19 protein-coding genes are annotated in these 23,737 nt (G+C 39.0%); 12 read left to right on the top strand and 7 right to left on the bottom strand.

The features are described 5' to 3' along the window. Nucleotide 1 precedes the first annotated feature (1 nt). Together EDC24_RS05890 and EDC24_RS05885 are read right to left on the bottom strand one after the other, a co-directional pair. Entirely contained in the window at nucleotides 2–922 is a 921-nt protein-coding gene (locus EDC24_RS05890) for an ABC transporter permease (RefSeq protein ID WP_124220686.1), read from the bottom strand. A 15-nt stretch (nucleotides 923–937) separates the two neighbouring features. Next, the gene (locus EDC24_RS05885) at nucleotides 938–1,813 is read right to left on the bottom strand and encodes an ABC transporter permease (protein WP_124221484.1); all 876 of its coding nucleotides are present in this window, start codon (nucleotides 1,811–1,813) and stop codon (nucleotides 938–940) included. Nucleotides 1,814–2,094: 281 nt separating this feature from the next. Here EDC24_RS05885 and EDC24_RS05880 point away from each other — a divergent pair, with 281 nt between their 5' ends. The 3 genes from EDC24_RS05880 (at nucleotide 2,095) to EDC24_RS05870 (ending at nucleotide 7,126) form a co-directional block, all read left to right on the top strand. Then, nucleotides 2,095–3,711 carry a glutathione ABC transporter substrate-binding protein gene (locus tag EDC24_RS05880; RefSeq protein WP_124220685.1) on the top strand — a complete coding sequence of 539 codons (1,617 nt, stop codon included), beginning with the start codon at nucleotides 2,095–2,097 and terminating at the stop codon, nucleotides 3,709–3,711. Nucleotides 3,712–3,867: 156 nt separating this feature from the next. After that, the gene (locus EDC24_RS05875; RefSeq protein ID WP_170158475.1) at nucleotides 3,868–6,471 is read left to right on the top strand and encodes a thermonuclease family protein; all 2,604 of its coding nucleotides are present in this window, start codon (nucleotides 3,868–3,870) and stop codon (nucleotides 6,469–6,471) included. 220 nt (nucleotides 6,472–6,691) lie between these two features. Beyond that, complete coding sequence (locus EDC24_RS05870; protein WP_124220681.1) at nucleotides 6,692–7,126, top strand: ferritin-like domain-containing protein; 435 nt, start codon at nucleotides 6,692–6,694, stop codon at nucleotides 7,124–7,126. 199 nt (nucleotides 7,127–7,325) lie between these two features. Here the strand turns inward: EDC24_RS05870 and typA are convergent, their stop codons facing one another. From typA to EDC24_RS05855, 3 genes are all read right to left on the bottom strand, one after another. Beyond that, entirely contained in the window at nucleotides 7,326–9,158 is a 1,833-nt protein-coding gene (gene typA / locus EDC24_RS05865) for a translational GTPase TypA (RefSeq protein ID WP_124220666.1), read from the bottom strand. A 132-nt stretch (nucleotides 9,159–9,290) separates the two neighbouring features. After that, on the bottom strand, nucleotides 9,291–9,731 hold the full coding sequence (locus EDC24_RS05860) for a hypothetical protein (RefSeq protein WP_124220664.1): 441 nt from the start codon (nucleotides 9,729–9,731) through the stop codon (nucleotides 9,291–9,293). 17 nt (nucleotides 9,732–9,748) lie between these two features. Then, nucleotides 9,749–10,039, bottom strand: a complete 291-nt coding sequence (locus tag EDC24_RS05855; protein ID WP_124220662.1) for a HesB/YadR/YfhF family protein — start codon at nucleotides 10,037–10,039, stop codon at nucleotides 9,749–9,751. Between the two features lie 136 nt (nucleotides 10,040–10,175). Between EDC24_RS05855 and rarD the strand changes: the two genes are divergently transcribed. After that, entirely contained in the window at nucleotides 10,176–11,081 is a 906-nt protein-coding gene (rarD, locus tag EDC24_RS05850; protein WP_124220660.1) for an EamA family transporter RarD, read from the top strand. Nucleotides 11,082–11,218: 137 nt separating this feature from the next. Continuing rightward, nucleotides 11,219–12,415 (top strand): methionine gamma-lyase, encoded by a 1,197-nt coding sequence (megL, locus tag EDC24_RS05845; RefSeq protein WP_124220658.1) that lies wholly within the window; start codon nucleotides 11,219–11,221, stop codon nucleotides 12,413–12,415. A gap of 27 nt (nucleotides 12,416–12,442) precedes the next feature. Here megL and EDC24_RS05840 read toward each other — a convergent pair whose 3' ends face one another. After that, complete coding sequence (locus tag EDC24_RS05840) at nucleotides 12,443–12,889, bottom strand: DUF6376 family protein (protein WP_124220656.1); 447 nt, start codon at nucleotides 12,887–12,889, stop codon at nucleotides 12,443–12,445. 209 nt (nucleotides 12,890–13,098) lie between these two features. Between EDC24_RS05840 and EDC24_RS05835 the strand changes: the two genes are divergently transcribed. Genes EDC24_RS05835 through kynB form a run of 3 tightly spaced genes read left to right on the top strand, consistent with a single transcriptional unit; the run spans nucleotide 13,099 to nucleotide 17,508 of the window. Further along, entirely contained in the window at nucleotides 13,099–15,552 is a 2,454-nt protein-coding gene (locus EDC24_RS05835; protein ID WP_124220654.1) for an EAL domain-containing protein, read from the top strand. A gap of 52 nt (nucleotides 15,553–15,604) precedes the next feature. Next, entirely contained in the window at nucleotides 15,605–16,885 is a 1,281-nt protein-coding gene (kynU, locus tag EDC24_RS05830) for a kynureninase (protein ID WP_170158474.1), read from the top strand. Nucleotides 16,886–16,896: 11 nt separating this feature from the next. Further along, nucleotides 16,897–17,508 carry an arylformamidase gene (kynB, locus tag EDC24_RS05825; protein ID WP_124220651.1) on the top strand — a complete coding sequence of 204 codons (612 nt, stop codon included), beginning with the start codon at nucleotides 16,897–16,899 and terminating at the stop codon, nucleotides 17,506–17,508. A 215-nt stretch (nucleotides 17,509–17,723) separates the two neighbouring features. On the opposite strand, the gene kynA is transcribed toward kynB, so the two are convergent. Beyond that, nucleotides 17,724–18,551 carry a tryptophan 2,3-dioxygenase gene (gene kynA / locus EDC24_RS05820; protein ID WP_124220649.1) on the bottom strand — a complete coding sequence of 276 codons (828 nt, stop codon included), beginning with the start codon at nucleotides 18,549–18,551 and terminating at the stop codon, nucleotides 17,724–17,726. A 160-nt stretch (nucleotides 18,552–18,711) separates the two neighbouring features. On the opposite strand from kynA, the gene cysK reads away from it, so the two are divergent. The 4 genes from cysK to EDC24_RS05800 all read left to right on the top strand — a co-directional run bounded on the left by cysK (nucleotide 18,712) and on the right by EDC24_RS05800 (nucleotide 23,305). Further along, a complete protein-coding gene (cysK, locus tag EDC24_RS05815) occupies nucleotides 18,712–19,641 on the top strand; it encodes a cysteine synthase A (protein WP_124220647.1) in 930 nt (309 codons plus the stop codon). A gap of 133 nt (nucleotides 19,642–19,774) precedes the next feature. Beyond that, on the top strand, nucleotides 19,775–20,812 hold the full coding sequence (locus EDC24_RS05810; protein WP_124220645.1) for a Fe(3+) ABC transporter substrate-binding protein: 1,038 nt from the start codon (nucleotides 19,775–19,777) through the stop codon (nucleotides 20,810–20,812). Nucleotides 20,813–20,970: 158 nt separating this feature from the next. Beyond that, a complete protein-coding gene (locus tag EDC24_RS05805; RefSeq protein WP_211342352.1) occupies nucleotides 20,971–22,563 on the top strand; it encodes an ABC transporter permease in 1,593 nt (530 codons plus the stop codon). A 4-nt stretch (nucleotides 22,564–22,567) separates the two neighbouring features. Further along, on the top strand, nucleotides 22,568–23,305 hold the full coding sequence (locus EDC24_RS05800) for an ABC transporter ATP-binding protein (RefSeq protein ID WP_124220641.1): 738 nt from the start codon (nucleotides 22,568–22,570) through the stop codon (nucleotides 23,303–23,305). The last annotated feature ends 432 nt before the right edge of the window (nucleotides 23,306–23,737 follow it).

Below are 23,737 nucleotides of genomic sequence, written 5' to 3'. Positions count from 1 at the left end.
ATTAATCAAGGTCAATACGCTTGTTTAGGAATTTATACGTTAAATCGACTAATAAGTTAACAAACACGAACACAACTGCCATTACAAGGACAGAAGCCTGTACAACAGGGAAGTCTCTCGCGTTAATTCGATCGACGATTAGACCACCAATACCATTAATAGCGAAAACAGTTTCTGTTAAAACGGCTCCACTAAGTAATAAGCCAAATTGTAAACCGACGACTGTCACAACTGGTATCAAGGCATTCTTAAGCGCGTGACGATAAATCACTATGCCTTCTTTTAATCCTTTAGCACGAGCGGTACGGATATAATCCTGTGAAATGACATCTAACATACTAGAACGCGTCATTCTGGCAACTACAGCCGCTCCAGCTGTTCCTAAAGTAATAACGGGCAATATTATTTGTTCAGGTGTTCCCCATCCGGTTGCTGGTAGCCAACCTAATTGAATAGAGAACCATTGCATTAACATGATTCCTAACCAGAAGTTCGGCATTGATAAACCGAATAAAGCAATAATCATAATGGAAACGTCTAATAGCGTATATTTACGAACAGCTGAAACAATACCTGCGATTAAACCGATAAATAAGCTTAACATCGTACTATATAAAGCTAATTCAACTGTAACCACAAATTTAGGACCGATCTCTTTTGACACTTCTAGGCCAGACTTCCACGACGTTCCAAAATTAAGCGTTACTGCATCATATAAGAAGTTACCGTATTGTACGATAATTGGATCATTTAATCCCATTTCTTCTTCCATATTGGCTACTGCTTCTGCCGATGCGCCTTGTCCAGCTAAAATTTTCGCTGGATTACCTGGAGTCAGGTGCATCATGGCAAAAACTAAAATAGAAACACCAAGTAATACCGGAATTAATTGAAAAAGACGTCTGACGACAAATTTAAACATTACACACCCTCCTCCTTACTTCTTAGATTTCGGATCTAGAGCATCTCTTAATCCATCACCGAATATATTAAACGCTAGCACGGCAAGTACAATCGCTAAACCAGGGAAAAGTGCAATATAACCATAATCGAGCATATAGTTACGACCGTCGTTTAGCATAGCTCCCCATTCAGGTGAAGGCGGCTGTGCACCTAACCCTAAGAATGATAGACCACTTGCTGTTAATATGGCTGTCGCAATTTGAAGTGTAGATTGTACAATTAATGGTGATAACACATTCGGCAAAATATGCTTAAATATAATTCGACTATCTTTTGCACCTAATGCTTTGACCGCATCAACGTATTCTAACTCTCTTGTCGCAAGTGTAGAACCACGCACAATCCTCGCAAATGTCGGAATTGAGAATATAGCGACTGCGATAATAACATTAATGAAGTTACCACCTAAAATACTGATAATCGCTAAAGCTAATAAGATTCCTGGAAATGCTAATAGGATATCCATAAATCGCATAATGACTGTATCTATTTTTCCGCCATAATAACCTGAAACAATTCCAAGTAAGGTACCGACAATTCCACCCATTAACACGGATAAAAATCCAACTAATAAGGTATAACCTGTACCGTGTATAATACGTGTAAAAATATCACGACCTTGGTGGTCTGTCCCAAACCAATTTTCAGTAGATGGTGATTCTAATTTTTGAGTATAGTTAACTTCATTAACTCCATCAGTTGTAAGAAAAGGTCCGATTGTGGCAACCAAGATTAAAAATATGATTAAATAACCGCCAACTAACGCGGCTTTATTTTTCTTTAATCGATGATAAAAATCTTTAAAAGCTCTAACGGCTGGTCTTTCTTTTTTGATCTTCTTAGGTGCCATTTCTTCTGTAGAACTATGACCGCTTGCCATTCTATTACCTCCCGTTACCTTAATTTTTAAAAAATTTTTATTGTGTGTTAGAGCGACGTAAAAATTATCTTACAAGGGATTTTGATTAGATACAATGCAAATTAAAAAATTTCTAATATGTAAATTATTCTAATATTTATAACCTTTTTCGACAACATATTGTAAAATTCGACAATATCAGATATATTATAAAATAATTACGCGTATAATAAACGTTGTAAGAAAAAACATCTTATGGGGGTATATCAAAAATGCAACTAAAGCGTATTTTAGGGTTAACTAGTTTATTACTAGCTCTAGTACTTGTACTATCTGCTTGTGCTGGCGACGGCGAAGTAGATGAAACTCCTGAAGAAGGAGAAAATGAAGGTGAGACAGAAACTAGTGAAGGTGAAGGCGGAGATTTAACAATCGCTGTACCTGCTGATATTTCTGAAATTTCACCACAAGGTTCTAACGATGTTCCATCTAGTAACGTACAAGAAAACGTATTTGAAACACTTGTTTACTTAGATGAGAATACGGAAGCTCAACCTCGCTTAGCTGAGGATTGGGAAGTAATTGATGACACAACATATGAATTCAAAATTCGTGAAGGTGTTAAATTCCACGATGGATCAGATTTAAACGCAGAAGTTGTTAAAGCGAACTTCGATCGTTTAATGGACCCTGATACTGCATCTCCACAAGCTTCATTAGTTGCAGCAGTTGAGTCAGTAGAAGTGGTAGACGAGTTTAAAGTACGATTCAATCTTGAATATCCATATGGACCTTTAATCAATAATCTAGCTCATACTGGTACATCTATTATGAGTCCTAAGGTTATTGAAGAAGACGCTAAAGCTGTAGAAAACGGCGAAAGCCCTGGTTCTTATATTAACGAGAACCCAGTTGGTACTGGACCTTTCGAATTTGATGAATGGACACCAGGCGAAAGTGTTGTATTAACTAAAAACGAAGATTACTGGGGCGACCAAGCTAAATTAGATAGCATTACGTTCCAAGTTATTTCAGAAAATTCAACACGCCTTGCCGAATTAGATACTGGTTCAGTAGACATCATGGCGAACGTAAGTCCTGATAGTGTAAGTCGTGTTGAGAATGGTGAAAATTCCTCACTATTAGAACAAGAAAGTACTTCATTATCTTACCTTGGTTTCAACACACAAAGCAGCCCATTAGATGATGAGCGCGTACGTCGTGCAATCTCAATGGCAGTTGATAAAGAAGAAATTATTGAAGGTATCTATAATGGCTATGGAGTAGCTGCAAACAGCCCTGTTCCACCAACTGTATTCGGCCACGACGAGTCAGTCGAAGGAATCGAATATAATAAAGAAGAAGCTAAAGCTTTACTTGAGGAAGCTGGCTATGGTGACGGTTTGACTCTAAACCTAATGACGAATAATGATAACCAACAACGTATGTACATGGCTGAATATGTAGCAAGCGAACTAGAAGACTTAAACATTGAAGTGAACATTGAAGGTCTTGAGTTTGGTTCATTTATCGATAAAGCTAGTAACGGTGACCATGACTTATTCATCTTAGGTTGGTCAACGCCAACAATGGACGCTGACTATGCAACTTACAACCTGTTCCACTCAGAGCAACACGGAGAAGCAGGTAACATGACATTCCTAGAAAATGAAGAAGTAGACAAGCTACTAGATCAAGCTAGACAAGAATCAGATCCTGAAGCGCGTAAAGAACTTTACAGTGAACTTCAACAAAAATTAGTTGAACTAGCTCCTATGCACTACGTTCACCACCAAACTTACTTACTAGGTGTAAACGACCGCGTTAAGGACTTCAGTGTTGCAGGTAATGGTATTTACCAATTCAGAGACACTTATATTGAAGAATAATAAAAAAACGAGCAGCCACGAGCTGCTCGTTTTTTTACTAACAAAAGTTAATTTCATATGACTAATGACTTATTTTTAATAATTTACGGAAAATTTACATAAATAAAAGCGTCCTTCCTATATAATGAACTTGTACAAAATTTGAGGAGGGAAATGATGAGAAAGATATTAACATTAGTTTCTATCATTCCGTTAATTCTTACATTAATCTTTTTCACACAAGCTAGCGCAGATTCACATGACGACTTAATCATCTCAGAATACATTGAGGGTTCTAGTTACAACAAAGCAATTGAAATTTACAATGGAACGGGTGACACCGTTGATTTAAGCTCTTATTCCATTGTCGGTTTCACGAATGGTGCCTCGTTTGAGCCAGGTGATGGCTACGCAAACGAGTTAAATTTATCCGGGACATTAGATTCTGGTGAAACATTCGTGATGGCCCATAGTGATGCTGATCAGGCTATTTTAGACCAAGCAGACGTTTCAGGAAATTCATTTGTTTATAATTTCAATGGAGACGACGCCATTGTACTTTTCAAAGACTATAACGATGAAACCCGCGAAGGTACCGTTGTTGATTCCATCGGAAAAGTCGGTGAAGACCCTGGTGATTACTGGGGAGATAATCTAAACAAAACTCAAGATATGACGCTTGTAAGAGACATTTCTATTACAAGTGGCGATACAAATGCATTAGACGATTTTGACCCAGCAGATGAATGGCTGGCATTCCCACGAGATACTTTTGACCACATCGGCAGCCACGAAGAAGTGACACCTCCTGATGATGATATTAAAGAAGAATACCACCGTACGGTTGACCGTATCGTAGACGGCGATACGATTCATGTTAATGAACCGATTTTAGGCGAAACGACAATTCGTTTTCTAAACATGGATACACCTGAAACCTATCATCAAAACGACTATGATGAAGATTTAATCTTAGAAGACCCGAACCACTCGCAAAAATACCACGGCGAACAAGCGACGAATTACTTAAATGAATTACTCCAGTCAGGTGATGAAGTCATTATTAAAGTAGGCGAAGAACCTTTAGATACTTACGGGCGTGTTTTAGGTGAAGTCGTTCGTAAAGATGATCAATTAAATACAAACCTCGAATTAGTCAGACAAGGTTACGCATCTACGTATTTTATTTGGCCAACTGGACCTGAGGATACTTACCTAGAGTATCAGGATGCCGTTCGTGAGGCTAAAGATAACCAAAGAGGCATTTGGTCTGAAGATATTCCTTTAATGGAATTACCATTTGTCTTCCGAGCACGTTATGACGGCGATGCACTTCATCGGTATGTTGCCAACTCGGACACTGGACTTTACTACTTGCCTGCGAATTGGTCAGAAGTGCCAGTTGATAAACGCATCTTTTTTGAAGATGAACTAACCGCATTAGAAGAAGGTTATGAACCAGCATTCGAACGCGAGCCTATTATCGCAGATGCGAGAACAGCACCACTCGGTACGAACGTTACAATCGAAGGAACTGTAACTCATAAAGTTGAAAGTGGCAACGCAACGAACTATTACGTGCAAGATCACACAGCTGGGATTGTTGTACGCACCAATAGTTTAGAAGCTGACGTTGGCGATAAAATCCGCGCAGCTGGTGTAACAGATGAATACTACGACATGTTGCAGATCATTGATGCTAATGCTGAAATCATCGAAGAAGACAGCTCACCCATTGACCCGGCTTTGGTTACGTCTTCTGAACTTGGTGAATCTATTGAAGCTCAACTAGTTAAAATGGAAGATGTTGAAATTTTATCCGTCAATCAGTACAACGATTATACGGCGCGCGATTCTGATGGTGAGTTTGTTATTGATAACGATGCCGGATTTTTAGAAGTTGGTAAAACATACGATGAACTTGTCGGGGTTGTTGATTATAATTTTGACGAATTTAAATTAATGCCTCGAAGTGAAGATGATGTTACCGAAGATATTCCACTTCAATCCATTCAGTCTGCTCGTGACGCTGAGCTTGATACACGCGTTCATATTGAAGGCGTTGTAACAGCAGCGTTTTATGAGGGCGGTATGTACAACTATTACGTGCAAGATGACACAGCTGGTATGGTAGTAAGAGCAAATGACATCGGCGCTGAAGTGGGCGACAAAATTAGTGCTAAAGCACGCACAGAGGAATATTTTGGATTACTACAAATTATTCCGAGCGATGAAAATATTAACGTTGTAGAAAAAGGTGTCGGCGTACCAGATGCTGCGGTTATTACATCAGACCAAGTTGGCGAGGAATTAGAAGGTCAACTTGTAACACTTAAAGGATTTTATGTTGAAGGTGAAGACGGCTTTAACAATTACCAGGCCTACGATGAAAATGGACACTTCGTCATTGACTCTGATACGCATTTAGTTAACGAAGGTGAGTATTATGAGTCCATCACAGGCGTTTTAACGTATAACTACGACGAGTATAAAATCATGCCGAGAGATGCGGACGATGTGGTAAGTGCAGAACTACTAGATTACTCTGCATCAGAACTAGTCGAGCTTGCAGATCAGTTCGGAAATGAATTTTTATTAGAAAAACTTGAAGTAGAGCTTACTGAGAACATTGAAACAAAAGGAAACACAGAACAACATATTGACTCTGCCATGCATCACATCCAAAAAGCCTTAATGAAATACCAAAACCAAGGAAAAGATGCACATCTTAATAAGATCGATCATGAATTAAATAAACTTTTTAAACGTGACGCATCTTAATGAGGAGCCTCCTTTACGGGGGCTCTTTTTGTTCATTTATGCGCTAGTTTTTCAGATTTATGCGCCACGAATCTTGTCGAACGTTACCCATGATATCAATTTATGCGCCCTTTTTATGATTTATGCGGTCTTTTACAACCGTTTATGCGACTTTTATGTTTAATCCAAATTACACAGGGAAAACATAAAGTACAATTCCATTAAGAAAGGTGGATGTTATATGGATCAAAAAATGAAAGCGTTAATTGAAGGATTAAACGAAGACTTAAGTCATGAATATACGGCTGCGATCATGTATACGAACAACGCAGCGGTTGTCTCAGGTTTATATCGCTCAACGTTAAAACCTTTTTTCGAAGGTGAAATCGCAGACGAGCAAGGTCATGCTTTATACTTAGCTGAAAAAATTAAATCGCTTGGTGGAACTCCAACAGTCAAACCCGCTCCTGTTCCACAAGAGACTGACGTAAAGAAAATGCTCGAAGCTGCTCGCGACTCAGAAAAAGCAACGATTGATCGTTATGAGGAACGCAAACAACAAGCCGAAGAACTTAAATTAACGGAGCTCTCGGTTAAATTAGACGATATGATTGCCGATGAAACTGGGCATATGGAAGAAATTGACCGCCTGCTAATGGACCCGCACTTTCAATAAGTATTGTGACCACTTGCCAATTGCGCAGGTGGTTTTTTTGTGCCAAAAAGTCTGAAATGCAAAATTAATGTGCTGAAAAACTCAAATTTATAACCATTCCTCAAAAAACTTGGTCTGAAAGCGTGAAAAATGGAACCAATTAAAAATGTATTTGAAAACTAAAAAAAATCCACTGGTTGTAAACCAGTGGATTATCATTTTAGCTATTTAATTTAGTTTTTTTCTGAGCGCGTTCGCGTTCGCTTTTATTTAAGATTTTCTTACGAAGACGAATTGAATCAGGTGTTACCTCACAATATTCGTCATCATCTAAATACTCAATCGCTTCTTCAAGCGTTAATTTACGCGTTGATTTAATCGTTTGCGTGTTATCTTTATGCGCCGAACGAACGTTTGTAAGTGCCTTTTCTTTTGAGATATTAACCGTCAGATCATTTTCGCGGTTATGCTCTCCTACGATCATGCCTTCGTAAACCTCTGTTCCTGGTTCAACAAAAATAACACCACGATCTTCAAGCGCTAAAATACTATAGTTCGTCGCTTTACCTTTTTCTTGCGCGACAAGTACGCCTTGGCGTCTACCACCAACGGTACCGTCTACAACTGGTGCATAATCATCAAACGTATGGTTTAGAATGCCGTAACCACGTGTTTGGCTCATGAATTCTGTTGCGTAACCAATCAAGCCTCTTGATGGCACTTTAAACTCCAAGCGTACTTGGCCATTTCCTTGGTTAACCATATCAAGCATTTCGCCTTTTCGCTGACCAAGTGATTCCATGACTGCACCTTGATATTCTTCTGGAACATCAACTTGAACACGTTCCATCGGTTCGCATTTTACACCATCTACTTCTTTAATAATAACCTGTGGCTTGGAAATCTGTAATTCAAATCCCTCACGACGCATGTTTTCGATTAAAATCGATAAGTGAAGCTCACCACGACCGGATACAATCCACTCATCCGGTGACTCTGTTTCTGCAACTCGCAGACTGACATCTGTTTCAAGCTGTGTCATAAGACGCTCATGAATATTACGTGCTGTCACGTAATCACCTTCACGTCCAGCAAAAGGACTGTTATTAGTGACAAACTTCATCTGAAGTGTCGGCTCATCAATACGAGGAATTGGCAGTGCTTCTGGGTTCTCTAAATCACAAACCGTCTCACCGACGTTGATGTCTTCCATACCAGCAACTGCAACAATGTCACCCGCTTCTGCTTCTTCAATTTCAACTCGTTTCAAACCGATAAAACCGAAAAGCTTACTCACGCGATATTTTTTCATACCACCGTCTTTTTTCATTAAGGCAACATGATCGCCGACTTTCATACGGCCTCGGTAAACACGTCCAACACCGATACGACCAACATAATCATTGTAATCAAGCATCGTAATCTGGAACTGAAGTGGTGCTTCTACCTCACGCTTTGGCTTTGGTACATAGTCTAAAATAACCTTGAAGACTGGCTCCATGGTCTCTTCCTGTTCTTCTGGCTCCTCACCTGATGTACCGTTAATCGCTGAAGCATAAACAACTGGGAATTCAAGCTGATCATCGTCAGCACCCAATTCGATAAAGAGATCTAATACTTCATCAACAACCTCATTCGGACGAGCATTCGGTCGGTCAATTTTATTTAACACGACAACAGGTTTCAGGCCATCTTCAAGTGCTTTTTTCAATACAAAACGTGTCTGCGGCATGCAGCCTTCATAGGCGTCAACCACTAACAACACACCGTCAACCATTTTCATGATTCGCTCAACCTCGCCACCGAAATCGGCGTGACCAGGCGTATCCAAAATATTAATTCGGGTATCCTCATAATTAATTGCGGTATTTTTCGCTAAAATCGTAATTCCGCGCTCACGTTCTAAATCATTTGAATCCATCGCACGATCGTCGACATGTTCATTTTCACGAAACGTCCCTGAATAATGAAGCATTTGGTCAACTAACGTCGTTTTCCCATGGTCAACATGGGCGATAATCGCAATGTTGCGAATGTCTCTGTTCTCTTGCATATATACTCTCCTATCTATGACTTAAGGAAAAATCCTTATCTCTAAACTTACTCAACCTTTATATTGTAACAAAAATTATTAATAATACCTAATATCTTAACGAAAAAACCCTCTCCCAAATTTGGAGAAGGGTTATATCATGTCATCTAAAATTGGATAAACGTCCTCAACGCCGTGCTCTGCAATCCGGCAAGCAATCCCAAGTGGCGTTTCCCAGAACGAATCTGGAATGACCGGATTTTTCATTCCAGCTGCTTTAAACAAAGAATTGTACACACGATTCAAATGTTGTTCCGTCGTTTGGCGGTCACGTTCTTTTTCACCTCGTGCCATTAAAAACAAATACCGCATCGACTGAAAAATATTATCCCCTGGCATAAACGTAAACTCTTTAAAAAATTTAAGTTGTTTTTCTGCGCGCTCCGATAGCGCTTGGTTAATGGCCAAGTCATCTAAACGCTCATACAACTGGCGATTCAACATTTTAAAAACACGTCTTTTTTCTCCCTGCATCACTTCATCCGTATAGACTGTTTTTAAAAAGTCAAACGCTCCCTCTCTTGTCCAAGCCATGATACATCCCCCTTAACCTATTCAATCGGTTCGTTTGAAAAGGTTAGCTCTTCGTCTTTAATTCCGACGTATAAGTCTTGTTCCTTAAAGAACCATTCGTCTTTTTCATCTATTTGAAACGTAATATTTTTCTTCTCGGTCTCTACTCCAACAGAATCCGCTTTTCCAGGCTCAAGCCCGACCGAAAATCCATCTTGGAAATCACTCGTTCCACCGTATTTAGGGAAAAAGCGAACCTCATCGCCTTCGTCTAAGTCCATCTCATCTATAAACCATTCAACTGCTTGATCACTTACATGTAATTTCAACGTACATTGCCTCCTTCTATGTCTCCAGTTTAACGAAAACCATTCTTGACCACAAATTTAAGCATTAATATTGCAAAAAATTCTATACTATTATAAAATTCTTAAAATCAATTGTTACAGAAAGAAGAGATTGCAGATGTCGGAAGAACGCCTCGGTACGATTTATACAGCAAGTGCCTACATCCTTTGGGGGATTTTACCGCTTTATTGGAAACTGGTTGAACACGTCTCAGCATGGGAAATTTTAGCCCACCGAATCGTCTGGTCATTTATTATCATGATGATCATCATTTGGTTTCTTCGTCGTTGGTCCCTTTTTGTTGAGGAATGGCGAGATATCTTTGTTTACCGGAAAAAGCTATTTGGCATCACAGCTGCCGGAATCGTCATTAGCCTTAATTGGGTTATTTTTATATGGGCGGTCAACTCAGACCGTGTGTTAGATGCAAGTCTTGGCTATTACATAAATCCACTGATTAGCATTTTATTCGGCTTTATTTTTTTACAAGAACGCTTCTCCAAAATTCAATGGGTTGCGATCGCGCTAGCATTTGCAGGCGTGTTTTATATGACCTATAACTTCGGCTCTGTTCCATGGGCTGCATTAGGAATGGCCATCACGTTCGGACTATACGGTCTTCTTAAGAAAACCGTTGACCTTAATGCCATTTTTGGCTTAGCCATTGAAACGCTAATCGTTATGCCGATTGCGCTGATCTATATTTTTTATTTGGAGTTCGAAGGAGCCGGTGCGATGGGCTTCTCATTAGAAGGCCTCATTTTAATGGGCACAGGACTCGCAACAGCGATCCCACTATTATTATTCGGTCAAGGAGCAAAACGGATCCCATTATCACTCGTTGGCTTTCTCCAATATTTTGCGCCAACGATCATGCTCATACTCGGCGTTTTCTTATTTGACGAGGCCTTTACAGAAGTTCATGCCATTACGTTTACGCTCATTTGGCTTGGGTTAGTTTTATACTCTTATGAGCGCTTTCAACAGTTGAGAAAAATGAAACGACTTAATTTAGAAGGTTAAGGGGAGCGAAATTCCGAGTAGGATTTCGCTCTTTTTTTATGACTAATAAAATACTCAAAATCAAGAAAGCGCTTTCAAATTTTATGTTACAATGAAAATAAACTGTCATAGGAATAATGATAAGGGGGATAACAAATATGAAGGAGAAACGTTTTGAAACTGAAGTAGTCCATGCTGGGTATGATTCTAAGGACCATCTTGGGAGTCTATCAACACCAATCTATCAAACGTCAACATTTACGTTCGACTCAGCTGAGCAAGGTCAACGAAGGTTTGCTGGCGAAGAGGATGGCTACATTTACGGCCGTTTAGGAAATCCAACTGTATCGGCACTAGAAGATCGAATTGCCGCTTTGGAAAACGGTGAGGCTGGTTTAGGCTTTGCAACTGGAATGGCAGCAGTTTCTGCGACTTTAATCGCTTTAACGAAAGCGAACGATCATATTTTATGCTCACAAGGTTTATACGGCTGTACATTCGGCCTATTATCACTTATGCGTGATAAATATAACATCCAAGCCGATTTCATCTCAATGGATACTGAAGAACAAATTCGACAATACATCCGACCTGAAACAAGCGTCATATATATTGAAACGCCAATCAATCCAACGATGAAGGTTATTGATTTAGAAATGGTCGCACGTGTTGCGAAAGAATATGAGATTCCAGTCGTCGTTGACAACACTTTCTCAAGCCCTTATATTCAACGACCTTTAGATTTAGGGTGTGACATTGTTATTCATAGTGCAACTAAATATATCGGCGGTCACGGGGATGTTGTAGCTGGTCTACTCGTTGGAAAAGAAGAGTTTATCTCAGAAGTCGCTATGACGACACAAAAAGATATCGGCGGGGCTATGTCACCATTTGACGCATGGTTGCTTCTTCGCGGTTTAAAAACACTACCTATTCGAATGGAGCGTCACTCGGACACAGCTGAAAAAATCGTCGAACACTTAAAAGCACATCCAAATGTAGAACAGGTTTACTACCCGTTTGATCGAGATAACCCGGATTACCACATAGCCCAAAAACAAATGAAGCTCGGTGCAGGCGTCATTGCTTTTGACGTTAAAGGCGGCTTAAAAGATGCTCAAGCATTTTTAAATCAGCTATCTTTCTTAAAGATCGCTGTTAGCTTAGGAGATGCTGAGACGATTATTCAGCATCCGGCGACGATGACACATTCGGTTGTACCTGAAGTAGACCGTGAAAAGATGGGGATTTCTAATACGTTAATTCGAATGTCATGTGGCCTTGAAGCTTGGGAAGACATTTGGCAAGACCTTGAACAGAGCTTGAACCATATGCATATGACTCAAACTAATTAAACAAATAAAGCCCCTAGTCTAGGGGCTTTATTCATTATTATTCATAATATCTTCGACTTGATCACGATAAGATTTTAACTCTTGTAGCGACTGAACAATTTCTAAGTTTTCAAATGCAGACTGATCAAACTCACCACTGTCAATTTGACGGTTTGCCTCATCAATAGCTTCTAATATTTGATCATTTTGTTGTTCAATCTCTCCATGAATACCTTCAGCAAAACCTGGTGGCTCAACCTCACTATACGATTGAACCTCCCCTTCGATCTCATCCATCATTGACTTTAAATTTTCAAAATCCTCTTCAGTTAGTGACTCTTTATTTAAATATGTCGACAAATCGTCTTGGTAACCTACCATAGTAGTTATATAATCCTTCGTTTCATTACCGTAATCTACTGTTTTATTAAATTCATCTATAATCCCGCAACCTGATAACATCACTATTGTCAGTATAATGGCCATCCACTTCATAACAAACGTCTCCTTTACTAGTTATTCAACTCTATTATATTATAGAATTCCTATTCTATTCTCTTATTATACTACCTCACACAAAATAGTTTAAACATTCGATAAATTCAAACATTTTATCGCGTTATATAGAAAGAACCGTCAAAATATGCTATACTAAATATAAGTATTTTTGACTAGAACTAAAGGCCAAAGAGAGGTAAATACACATGACCGGAACAAATACATCCTATCACCCGGCACTCAATTTAGAACAACATCATCAAGCTTTGGTTCAATTTTATCAGCGTTTTCCTGATGGAATTGTAACGATTGATACAGAAGGACGCCTCATTGATTTTAACCCACAATTACTAACTATGCTGGGATATCATGTGGATGATCTTTACCTTCAGCGGTTCGATCAATTTATTGATGATGAACATCGCAATGAGACCTCAAAGCATTTTCATAGAGTTTTATCCGGTCAATCCGTTAAACATTATTCTAAAGTTATACATAAATCAGGGTATTCAATACCCGTAAAAATTACGAGTACGCCAATATATGTTAACAAACAAGTCGTTGGTCTTTATACGATTGTCCATGACTTAATCGAAACTGAACGAAACTTAAATGCATTATATGATACAAAAGAAAAACTCATTACAGCTCAATCGGTCGTTAATATTGGAACTTGGGAAATTGACGCCCAATCCCTTGAGGTGCATTGGTCTGATCCTGTATATCAAATCTATGATCGTCCAGAGTGGAAAACGGAAACCTTAACATTGGATAAAATATTCATTGTCACCCATCCTGACGACCTGAAACGCTTTAAACAAACGGTTAATGAAGCGTTACAAAATGGGACGAGCTATCAAATGGATTATCGCATTAAAACAAAAGACCACCAAACTAGAATTATCCATATTAGAGGGGATAGCGTTTATGATTCTGATGGTCACCTCCACCGCTTGATTGGAATTGTCCAAGACGTCACTAAAATTAGAGAGATGGAAAATAATTTAGTTTCGAATAACGAGCGCCTGCAAAAAATCTATGATTCACTTGATATGATTGTTTGTTCATTTAACCTCGATCACAAACGATTGGACTATGTCTCAAAAGGAATCGAGCGAATGATCAACGTTAAACTCGAACACGTTTATCATGATGACTTTAATTGGACGAAGTTTATACACCCTGCTGATTTGAAAAAGTTCTCTAGTAATAGGCGGCGCATTTTAAGAGGCGAAAAAGTGAAGCACGACTACCGCATTATTTCTCGTGACTCTCAAATTAAATGGGTTGAAGAACAAGCAATTCCTATTTTTGATGAAAAAGGAAAGATCAAGCAAATAGATGGTGTTTTAGTCGACTTTACCGAACGGAAACATCATGAACAACAAATGGAGTTTATTGCGAATCACGACCATTTAACGGGGTTAAAGAACCGTCGTAACTTTGAGTATCATCTTCAGCACCTTATCAACCAACGAGATACTGAGCCTTTTTGGTTGTTATATCTAGATTTAGATAATTTCAAATCCATTAATGATTCGTTAGGTCACGAAATTGGAGATAAAGTGTTAGTGTTAAGTGCGACAAAAATTGAAAACATCATTGAGGACCGTGGGGTTGCTGCCAGGTTAAATGGTGATGAGTTTATCATTATGATTAACAAGCTTCATGAACAGGAGTCCATTCATGATATCGCGAATCAACTCAAGGCTTCTCTTGAACGAAAAATTATCATCGATGAATTCCACTTACAAGTAACATCAAGTATTGGTATTAGCCGTTACCCCGATCATGGATCGACGCTCAATCAATTGATCAACAACGCTGATCGTGCGGTTCATTATGTAAAAAATATCGGCAAGAATTCTTGGCAAATTTTTGAAGATAATGTAAAAAAACGAACGTATGACGATTTTGAACTTGAACAAGACCTTCATTTTGCAGTAGACAAGAATCAACTTGAGTTGCATTTACAACCGATTATGGGACAGGATGAAAAAGACATACAATTAGCAGAAGCGTTAGTTCGTTGGAAACATCCCGAGCACGGCTACATACCGCCAAATGTGTTTATTCCGATTGCCGAACGCTCAGGTATCATTCATCAAATTGATCAGTTCGTGTTAAACCGAACTTGCGAAACCCTTCATTATTGGAATAACAAAAGCTTAACGATTACGAACAACGTATCCCCTAAACGATTCTTGCGTCAGTCGTTTAAAGATAATGTGATGGATACGCTTAAACATTATCAAGTAGATCCAAACCAAATCATTTTTGAAATTACGGAGACGACGCTTATTCACGACTATGAAATCGTCAACAAAACGATTAATGAGTTCCGCAATATTGGAATCCGCTTCGCTTTAGACGATTTTGGGACTGGCTATTCATCAATTGCACACGTTAGTATGTTCAATATTGATTTTCTGAAGATCGACCGTCAATTTATTCAAGACATACATAAACACCAGAAGAACCAAGCGATTTTACGTGGCATCATGAATTTTACTAAAGAACTTGAGATTCCCATGATTGCTGAGGGAATTGAAATTAACGAAGAACTAAATTTTCTTAGAGGATTAAATTGCAAATACTTTCAAGGTTATTACTTTGCTAAACCGAGTAATTTAGATGAATTTAAAAACTTATTGAGGTAAAGACTCACCAAGTCTTACCTCTTTTTTTATGATATATTAGTGTCTAGGAGGGATGAACATGTTCGAACCAACAGAATCTTATGCCAAGCGTTTGGATGAACAAGACGAATTTGCATCATATAAGCAAGAATTTTATATAAATGACGATCAAATTTATATGGACGGAAACTCATTAGGGCTCATGTCTAAGCGAGCTGAGAAAACTCTATTAGATGTAATGGAAGCCTGGAAAACCCTCGGAATCGATGGCTGGACAAAGGGAGAGCACCCTTGGTTTTATTTATCGGAAAGCTTAGGGGCTAAAATGGCTAACTTAGTCGGGGCTAAAGCTGAAGAAGTGGTTGTCACAGGCTCAACTACGACGAACTTGCATCAATTAGTCTCCACGTTTTTTAAACCTGAAGGAATGCGGACGAAAATTTTAGCAGACGAGTTAAACTTTCCATCAGACATTTATGCGATCAAAAGCCAGCTTCAGTTACATGGGTTAGACCCGAACGAGCATTTAGTAAGAGTTAAAAGCCGCGACGGAAGAACCCTTCAGGAAGATGACATCATTGAAGCCATGACAGACGACATCGCACTCATCATTCTTCCAACTGTTTTATATCGTAGCGGACAGCTATTAGATATTGAACGCATTACGAAAGCCGCTCGTGAAAAAGGCATTCCAATTGGCTGGGATGGTTGCCATTCTGTAGGCGTGATCCCCCATCATTTTCATGATGTAGGCGCTGATTTCGCCTATTGGTGTCACTACAAGTATGTCAATAGTGGTCCTGGAGGCGTTGCAGGACTCTTCGTCCACAAACGCCATTTTGGCATCGAACCGGGTTTAGCAGGTTGGTTTGGGTCTGATAAGCAAAAGCAGTTTGACATGGAACATGTATTTACACCGGCTGAACAAGCTGGGGCTTTTCAAATCGGCACACCTCACGTCTTCAGTGTAGCTCCACTGATCGGCTCTTTAGAGTTATTTGAGGAAGCTGGTATAAAAGCAATCCGTCAAACATCGCTACATCGAACGGCTTATTTAATGTATTTAGTTAATGAGTATTTAGATGATTTTGGATTTGAAATTGGAAACCCTAAAGAGGACGAACGACGTGGCGGGCACGTTTGCTTAGAGCATCCAGAAGCAGCAAGTATTTGTAAAGCACTAAAAGACCGACAAATCACACCTGATTTCAGGTCGCCGAACGTCATCCGCTTAGCACCAGTAGCCTTTTACGTTTCCTATCACGACATCTATCAAACCGTGATGGCGATCAAAGACATTATGGAGCAAGAATGCTACAAACAATACAAAAACGAACGTGACGTCATCGCCTAAGGAGGTCCCTTATGATTATTGATATTTCAAGACTATTGAATGCACATACCCCAACCTGGCCTGGGGATGAGCCGTTTTCTTATCAATTAACTTGGCCTATGAGCGAAACAGGATCAGTAAATGTCGGGCAATTTACGACAAGCTGTCATACTGCAACACACGTCGATGCACCTTATCATTTTAGAGACAACAGCCTAACGATCGAACAGTTGCCGTTAGATATTTTTGTTGGAAATGCCATGGTTATTGATGTCTCAACAAAAGCAAAGATTACATTAGATGATGTTGAAAACGTTGATTTGTCTGACGTCAGACGAGTAATTTTCAAAACAAATGCGTGGACAGACGACGAATTTCCAACCACGATGCCGCTTATCAGCCCTGATCTCGGTTCATTTTTCTTAGAAAATGGCATCGAGCTCATGGGCGTTGATTTACCATCTGTTGATCCATTAGATAGTAAAACCTTAGACACACACCACTCCCTACTGCAAAACGGCGTCCACATCTTAGAAGGGTTGAATTTAATAGATGTCGAGCCAGGCATTTACAAACTAACCGCTCTTCCATTAAACATTGAAGGCGCTGACGGCAGCCCCGTGCGTGCCATATTAGAAAAATAGGCTGACCTCTAATAGAGGCCAGCCTTTTCAGTTTATTCTCGAACGGAAGACGTTTACTCTCGAAATGCTACAGTTTATTCTCGAACAGGCAACGTTTATTCCCGAAAACCTACTTTTTATTCTCGAACAGACAACGTCTATTCCCGAAATCTAACTTCTATTCCCGAAAGGACAATCTCTATTCCCGAATAGCTCTCGTCTACTCCCGACCTCAATCACAATCTCGTCCGTACATTCCATAATTCTGGAAAAAAGTAGTGATCTAAGACTTTTTTCAAATAACCAACCCCAGATGATCCACCTGTTCCCTTTTTATGTCCAATAATCCTTTCAACTGTTTTCATATGACGGAAGCGCCATTGCTGCATCCAATCTTCTAAATCCACTAACTTCTCGGCCAGTTCATATAAGTCCCAATAGTCATCGACATTTTGATAAACTTGGGTCCAAGCGTTCTCAACGCTTTCATTTGCTTCATACGTTTTCGTTAAATCCCGGTTTAACACATCCGAATCAATATCAAATCCTGCTTTAGCTAAAGCTTCAATCGAAACGTCATATAGTCCTGGGGCTTCGTAAGCTTCTTTTAACTGTTGATGAAGCTCTGCGTCTTTTTCATAAATTTTTAATACATGAGGTGTCTTGTAGCCCAACGCAAACTCGACCATTCGATACTGGTACGACTGAAAGCCTGAAGCTTGGCCTAAGTGATCCCGGAATTCCAAGTACTCAGCGGGTGTCATCGTCGCTAACACGTCCCAAGCTTTTATGATCTGGTTTTGAATGCTTGATACACGCGAAAGCATCTTGAATGCGCTATCAAAATTTTCGTTGCCAATCGCATCAGTTGCTGCTTGAATTTCATGAATCGTTAATTTTAGCCACAATTCACTAACTTGGTGAATAATAATAAAGAGCATCTCATCATGATGCCCAGATAACCGATGTTGTGCATTTAAAATCGAATCTAAATCCAGATAATCCCCATACGTCATTTTTTCTTTGAAATCCGTATGAATGCCCTGTTCATCCTTAAATGTCATAGAATAAATTCCTCACCTTTTTTCTTTTATCTTAACACATATTATACGTGGGATTACACGATGCTATGGTAAGATAGTATGAAACAGGATAGTTGAATTCACCAAATTCCTATTGATAAACTATGAATATTAATATGAAATACTTAAAGGAAGTGAAAGCATGCGTGTCGTAAATAATATTGCGGAATTAATCGGCGATACACCTTTAGTGAAATTAAACCGACTTAGCCCGGCAAATGGTGCTGATGTTTACTTAAAGCTCGAAATGTTCAACCCAAGCGGTAGTGTGAAAGACCGTGCCGCTTTCAATATGATTGTAGAGGCTGAAAAACAAGGCTTATTAAAACAAGGTTCCACGATCATTGAACCAACAAGTGGTAATACGGGCATTGGTCTTGCGATGAATGCAGCTGCCCGTGGTTATAAAGCCATTTTAGTCATGCCTGATACGATGACAAAGGAAAGAATTAATTTATTAAAAGCTTACGGGGCTGAAGTTGTTTTAACACCTGGCGATCAAAAAATGCCTGGTGCGATTGAACGAGCTAAAGAGTTGTTAGAAGAAACTCCAAACAGCTTTATGCCTATGCAATTTGAAAACTTAGCCAATCCAGATGCCCATCGCCACACCACAGCAAAGGAAATTCAAGAAGCGATGGATTATATCGGTAAACCACTCTCTGCCTTCGTTGCAAGCTCTGGAACAGGTGGAACCGTAACTGGAACGGGTGAAGAATTGAAAAAAGTTTATCAAGATCTTACCGTTCACGTCGTTGAACCAGCTGGCTCCCCTGTTCTTTCAGGTGGCAAACCGGGTAAACATAAATTAGTCGGTACGAGCCCTGGCTTTATTCCAGATACGTTAAATCTAGAAATTTGCGATGAAATTCTAAAAATTGAAGACGATCAAGCATATGATATTACCCGTCGACTAGCACGTGAAGAAGGCATCTTAGTCGGACCCTCTGGCGGTGCAACAACTTATGCTGCACTCGAGGTCGCTAAGCGGCAAAATCCAGGCGACGTCATTGTTGCCATCGTACCTGATACTGGCGAACGTTACTTATCTGGTGACTTATTTGATTTTTAATCTCATCCACTCTCTTTCGGGAGTGGAATTATTTTTTTAAAAAACCCTTGACTTGAGAATGATTATCATTAACAATATATATTGAGATTGATAATTATTCTCATTTATTAACCTAGAAAGGGAGTTACATAATATGTCTAAAAAAATATTGTTTTTCAGTTCAATTGTATTAATATTGCTTTTCTTAACTGCTTGTGGTGGCAACGAGAGTTCTTCTAACGAGGATGAACTAAACCTTTACACAAGCCGTCATTACGATATTGACGATGAACTTTATCAACAGTTTGAAGATGAAACTGGCATTAAAGTTAACGTTATCGAAGGTAGTGCTGATGAGTTAATTGAACGTATGAAGCGTGAAGGTGAACAAACTGCTGACTTATTCTACACCTCAGATGCAGGTCGCCTACACCGCGCTAAGGAACAAGATTTATTACAAAGTGTAGAAAGCGACAAATTAAATGAAAATATTCCTAAAAAATTGAGTGATGAAGATCAAGAATGGTTTGGTCTAACGAAACGAGCTCGCGTCATTGTATATCATAAAGATCGTGTCGATCCGAGTGAGCTTTCAACTTACGAAGATTTAGCCACTTCCAAATGGCAAGATCGAGTTTTAATTCGTTCATCAGAAAATATATATAACCAGTCACTCCTAGCTTCATTTATTGAGCTAAACGGACGTGATGAGGCAAATGAATGGGCTGAGGGAATTGTTGATAATATGGCACGTGACCCACAAGGTGGCGACCGTGACCAAGCAAAAGGTGTTGTGGCTGGTGAAGGCGACATCGCTGTCATGAACACTTACTACTTAGGTGGCATGTTAAATTCAGCTGATGATGAAGAAGTTAAAGTGGCTGAACAACTAGATGTCTTCTTCCCTAACCAAGATACAACAGGAACTCACGTTAACGTCAGTGGCATAGCTGTTACAAAACACGCGAAAAACAAAGAAAACGCAATTGAACTAATTGAGTTCTTATCGTCAGATGATGTACAAAAGCAATTCGCAAGTGCAAATTACGAGTATCCGGTTAATCCAAACGTCGAACCTGCTGAAACACTCAAGCAATGGGGCGATTTCAAAGAGCAAGATATCAATCTCTCAATCTTAGGAGAAAACAACGCAGATGCTGTGAAAATCTTTAACGAAGTCAATTGGAAGTAAAATTAATCAGGTTGTTGCTCCAACAACCTGATTTTGTCTATTTAACAACAAGTGTTTAAAAGCTCTTACTTCTAGTATTGATTTTTTGTAAGATGGAGTGGTGTACAGGAATAAAGGGCGTGAACAAATTGAGTTGGTTTAGAAATATAAAGAGCAACATGAATAGTTGGACCATTTTGAGTATAATATTTGTCAGCCTTATATTACTGCCAAACTTATCCATTATTGTCCAATTCTTTAGTGAATCTAATGACAACTGGACTCATATCAAAGAGCATATGCTCAGTACGTATATTACAAATTCTATCATTCTTATACTTTTTGTAGGTGTGTTTACAGCTCTTATAGGAACAAGTCTTGCATGGTTAATATCAGCTTATGACTTCCCGTTAAGAGGATTTTTCAAGTGGGGACTCATATTGCCGTTAGCAATCCCACCTTATATTGGAGCCTACACGTATCATGGTATGTTGAACTATACGGGTGTCATCCAAACCACGTTAAGAAATCAATTTGAGATCACCGTCAATCAACAATATTTCAATATCATGAATATGCCTGGTGCGATTTTTATTTTTGTTATGTTTTTATTTCCATACGTTTTTACAATTACGAAAGCTTTTCTTGCTCGTCAATCAACATCACTTATTGAAAATGCAAGAATTTTAGGTAGTAGCTCGTGGCGTATTTATTTTAAGGTTGTCCTCCCTATTACAAGAGCATCGATCGTAGCGGGTGTCAGCTTAGTGATTTTAGAAGTGTTGAACGACTACGGGGTTGTAAAATATTACGGCATTCAGACATTTACGACTGCCATCTTCCAAACATGGTTTGGGCTTGGGGATTTAAACTCAGCGATCAAGTTATCCGGAACTCTTATGGTAATCATATTAGGACTGCTTATTTTAGAGCGTGTACTGCGAGGTCGGAAGCGTTTTAGTTTTACCACTACAAAAGTTAAGCTTCTGAAACCTGTTCCGTTAAAGGGACGAAACAAATGGTTGGCATTCAGTTATTGCATGGGTATCTTTTCGCTCGCGTTTATCTTACCACTTTTGCAATTAATTTATTGGGCCTTATTAACTTACGAAAAGTTTTTATCAAATGAGTTGTTTTCCGTTATTGGTAATACCGTGTTTGTAGCCTTCTTTGCTGCCACAATTATTACCGTTATGGCCATTGTTATTAGTAATTTCTCGAGATTACACCGTGGTTTAACTGCAAAACTTTTCCCTAAAATCACCATTTTGGGTTATTCTATACCTGGTGCAGTTATTGCGGTAGGTATTGTGACTTTATTTATTAGCATTGACGAACTTATTTACAGTTGGGGCTGGACTTCTTCTTACATTCTAAGCACAAGTGTTGTGATGTTGATTTTTGCCTATATCGTTCGTTATCTTGCAGTGGCTTATAACTCTGTCGAATCTGGATTTGAGCGAATTGGCACGAATTTCACTGAAGCTTCACGTATGCTTGGAAACAGTGTGACACAATCATTTTTCAAAATAGATCTTAAACTTATTCGAGGTGCCATTTTTGGAGGATTTATTCTCGCATTTATAGATATACTTAAAGAACTACCGTTAACATTGATTTTGAGACCATTTAACTTTGAAACCCTTGCGACCAACGCATTTAACTATGCAACGAATGAAATGATTCATGAAGCCGCCATTCCATCGATTTTGATTATTATTATTAGTGCGGTTGCGATTTACTTTTTCCATTATGTTTTAGAAAGGGAGTAATCCTATGTTTGTTCACATTCGAGACTTACATTATAAATATCCAAATGCAGAAGAACTCACCATCGACCAATTTAATTTGACCATTAATAAAGGTGGTATTACAACGATTTTAGGTGAGTCCGGTAGTGGTAAAAGTACGTTGCTACGATTAATTGCTGGGTTAGAAATGCCGACTAAAGGAAATATCATGGTGGGCGATGACTGTATGTGCAGTCATTCAAAATTTGTTCAACCCGAAAACCGTGGGATTGGTATGGTTTTTCAGGATTATGCATTATTCCCTCATATGACCGTTAAGGAAAACATCCAATTTGGTCTACTTAAATGGTCACGCAAAGAGAAGAAAACTCGCCTACAAGAAGTTCTAGAACTCGTTAATCTAGAAGGCTATGACAAACGTTATCCTTATGAATTAAGTGGTGGTCAGCAGCAGCGTGTCGCATTGGCACGAGCTTTAGCGCCAAAGCCTAAATTATTACTATTCGATGAGCCTTTCAGTAACCTAGATGCTGATTTACAGATCAAAATTAGAGAAGAGCTTCGTAAAATTTTAAAAACAACTGGTGTGACATCCATTTTTGTTACGCATGACCAAGAAGATGCTCAAGCACTAGCTGATAACATTGTCATTCTGCGAGATGGTAAAATTACTGACACTGGTACACCAGATGAGATTTTCGGTACAGATTGTGATATTTCAGAACGTTTAGCTGTTAAACCAAGAGTTTTATCTAAATTGTAATTATAGAGACTGGGACAAAAGTTTATAAGTAAAATACAGACCGTACAATGAGTAAATCATTTTAATCATTGTACGGTCTTTCTAATACCGCTCCGTCAAAAAGCTCCGCTTTCCACAGGCACGGCTTCAACTTCCCAAAACTCACTTCCGTGAGTTTTGCGTGATTTTCAGCTCGTGCTGTTCCTGTCGGAGTCTACGCTTTTTGCCTACGCTGAAAATCAGTGTTCCAAAATAGTATTCTTCTTTTACATTTTTCACTCCCAGCCTATTTTTTGGTTCATTTACCAATCATTTCATCAATACTCTTTCGTACCCTTGTTATAATATTGGTTTTATTGACCACAACAATGATTAAGCAACCATCTCGACAATTAGCCTAGATTATGATATTATTTAGCAAGACGAAATAATCGGTAACCGAAATATTAGAAA

The organism is Aquisalibacillus elongatus (assembly GCF_003843875.1).
In the GTDB taxonomy this organism is placed as follows: domain Bacteria; phylum Bacillota; class Bacilli; order Bacillales; family Alkalibacillaceae; genus Aquisalibacillus; species Aquisalibacillus elongatus.
The sequence above is the reverse complement of the archived record's forward strand: the minus strand, read 5'-3'. Positions and strand labels throughout refer to the sequence as shown.

Excerpts from the sequence above, each read along its gene's own strand:
- EDC24_RS05870 (WP_124220681.1), top strand. The coding sequence starts at position 6,692 with ATGGATCAAAAAATGAAAGCGTTAATTGAAGGATTAAACGAAGACTTA.
- EDC24_RS05805 (WP_211342352.1), top strand. The coding sequence starts at position 20,971 with ATGAATAGTTGGACCATTTTGAGTATAATATTTGTCAGCCTTATATTA.
- rarD (WP_124220660.1), top strand. The coding sequence starts at position 10,176 with ATGTCGGAAGAACGCCTCGGTACGATTTATACAGCAAGTGCCTACATC.
- kynB (WP_124220651.1), top strand. The coding sequence starts at position 16,897 with ATGATTATTGATATTTCAAGACTATTGAATGCACATACCCCAACCTGG.
- typA (WP_124220666.1), bottom strand. The coding sequence starts at position 9,158 with ATGCAAGAGAACAGAGACATTCGCAACATTGCGATTATCGCCCATGTT.
- megL (WP_124220658.1), top strand. The coding sequence starts at position 11,219 with ATGAAGGAGAAACGTTTTGAAACTGAAGTAGTCCATGCTGGGTATGAT.
- EDC24_RS05885 (WP_124221484.1), bottom strand. The coding sequence starts at position 1,813 with ATGGCACCTAAGAAGATCAAAAAAGAAAGACCAGCCGTTAGAGCTTTT.
- kynU (WP_170158474.1), top strand. The coding sequence starts at position 15,605 with ATGAACATGTTCGAACCAACAGAATCTTATGCCAAGCGTTTGGATGAA.
- EDC24_RS05875 (WP_170158475.1), top strand. The coding sequence starts at position 3,868 with ATGAGAAAGATATTAACATTAGTTTCTATCATTCCGTTAATTCTTACA.
- EDC24_RS05810 (WP_124220645.1), top strand. The coding sequence starts at position 19,775 with ATGTCTAAAAAAATATTGTTTTTCAGTTCAATTGTATTAATATTGCTT.
- cysK (WP_124220647.1), top strand. The coding sequence starts at position 18,712 with ATGCGTGTCGTAAATAATATTGCGGAATTAATCGGCGATACACCTTTA.
- EDC24_RS05840 (WP_124220656.1), bottom strand. The coding sequence starts at position 12,889 with ATGAAGTGGATGGCCATTATACTGACAATAGTGATGTTATCAGGTTGC.
- EDC24_RS05835 (WP_124220654.1), top strand. The coding sequence starts at position 13,099 with ATGACCGGAACAAATACATCCTATCACCCGGCACTCAATTTAGAACAA.
- EDC24_RS05800 (WP_124220641.1), top strand. The coding sequence starts at position 22,568 with ATGTTTGTTCACATTCGAGACTTACATTATAAATATCCAAATGCAGAA.
- EDC24_RS05880 (WP_124220685.1), top strand. The coding sequence starts at position 2,095 with ATGCAACTAAAGCGTATTTTAGGGTTAACTAGTTTATTACTAGCTCTA.
- kynA (WP_124220649.1), bottom strand. The coding sequence starts at position 18,551 with ATGACATTTAAGGATGAACAGGGCATTCATACGGATTTCAAAGAAAAA.
- EDC24_RS05860 (WP_124220664.1), bottom strand. The coding sequence starts at position 9,731 with ATGGCTTGGACAAGAGAGGGAGCGTTTGACTTTTTAAAAACAGTCTAT.
- EDC24_RS05890 (WP_124220686.1), bottom strand. The coding sequence starts at position 922 with ATGTTTAAATTTGTCGTCAGACGTCTTTTTCAATTAATTCCGGTATTA.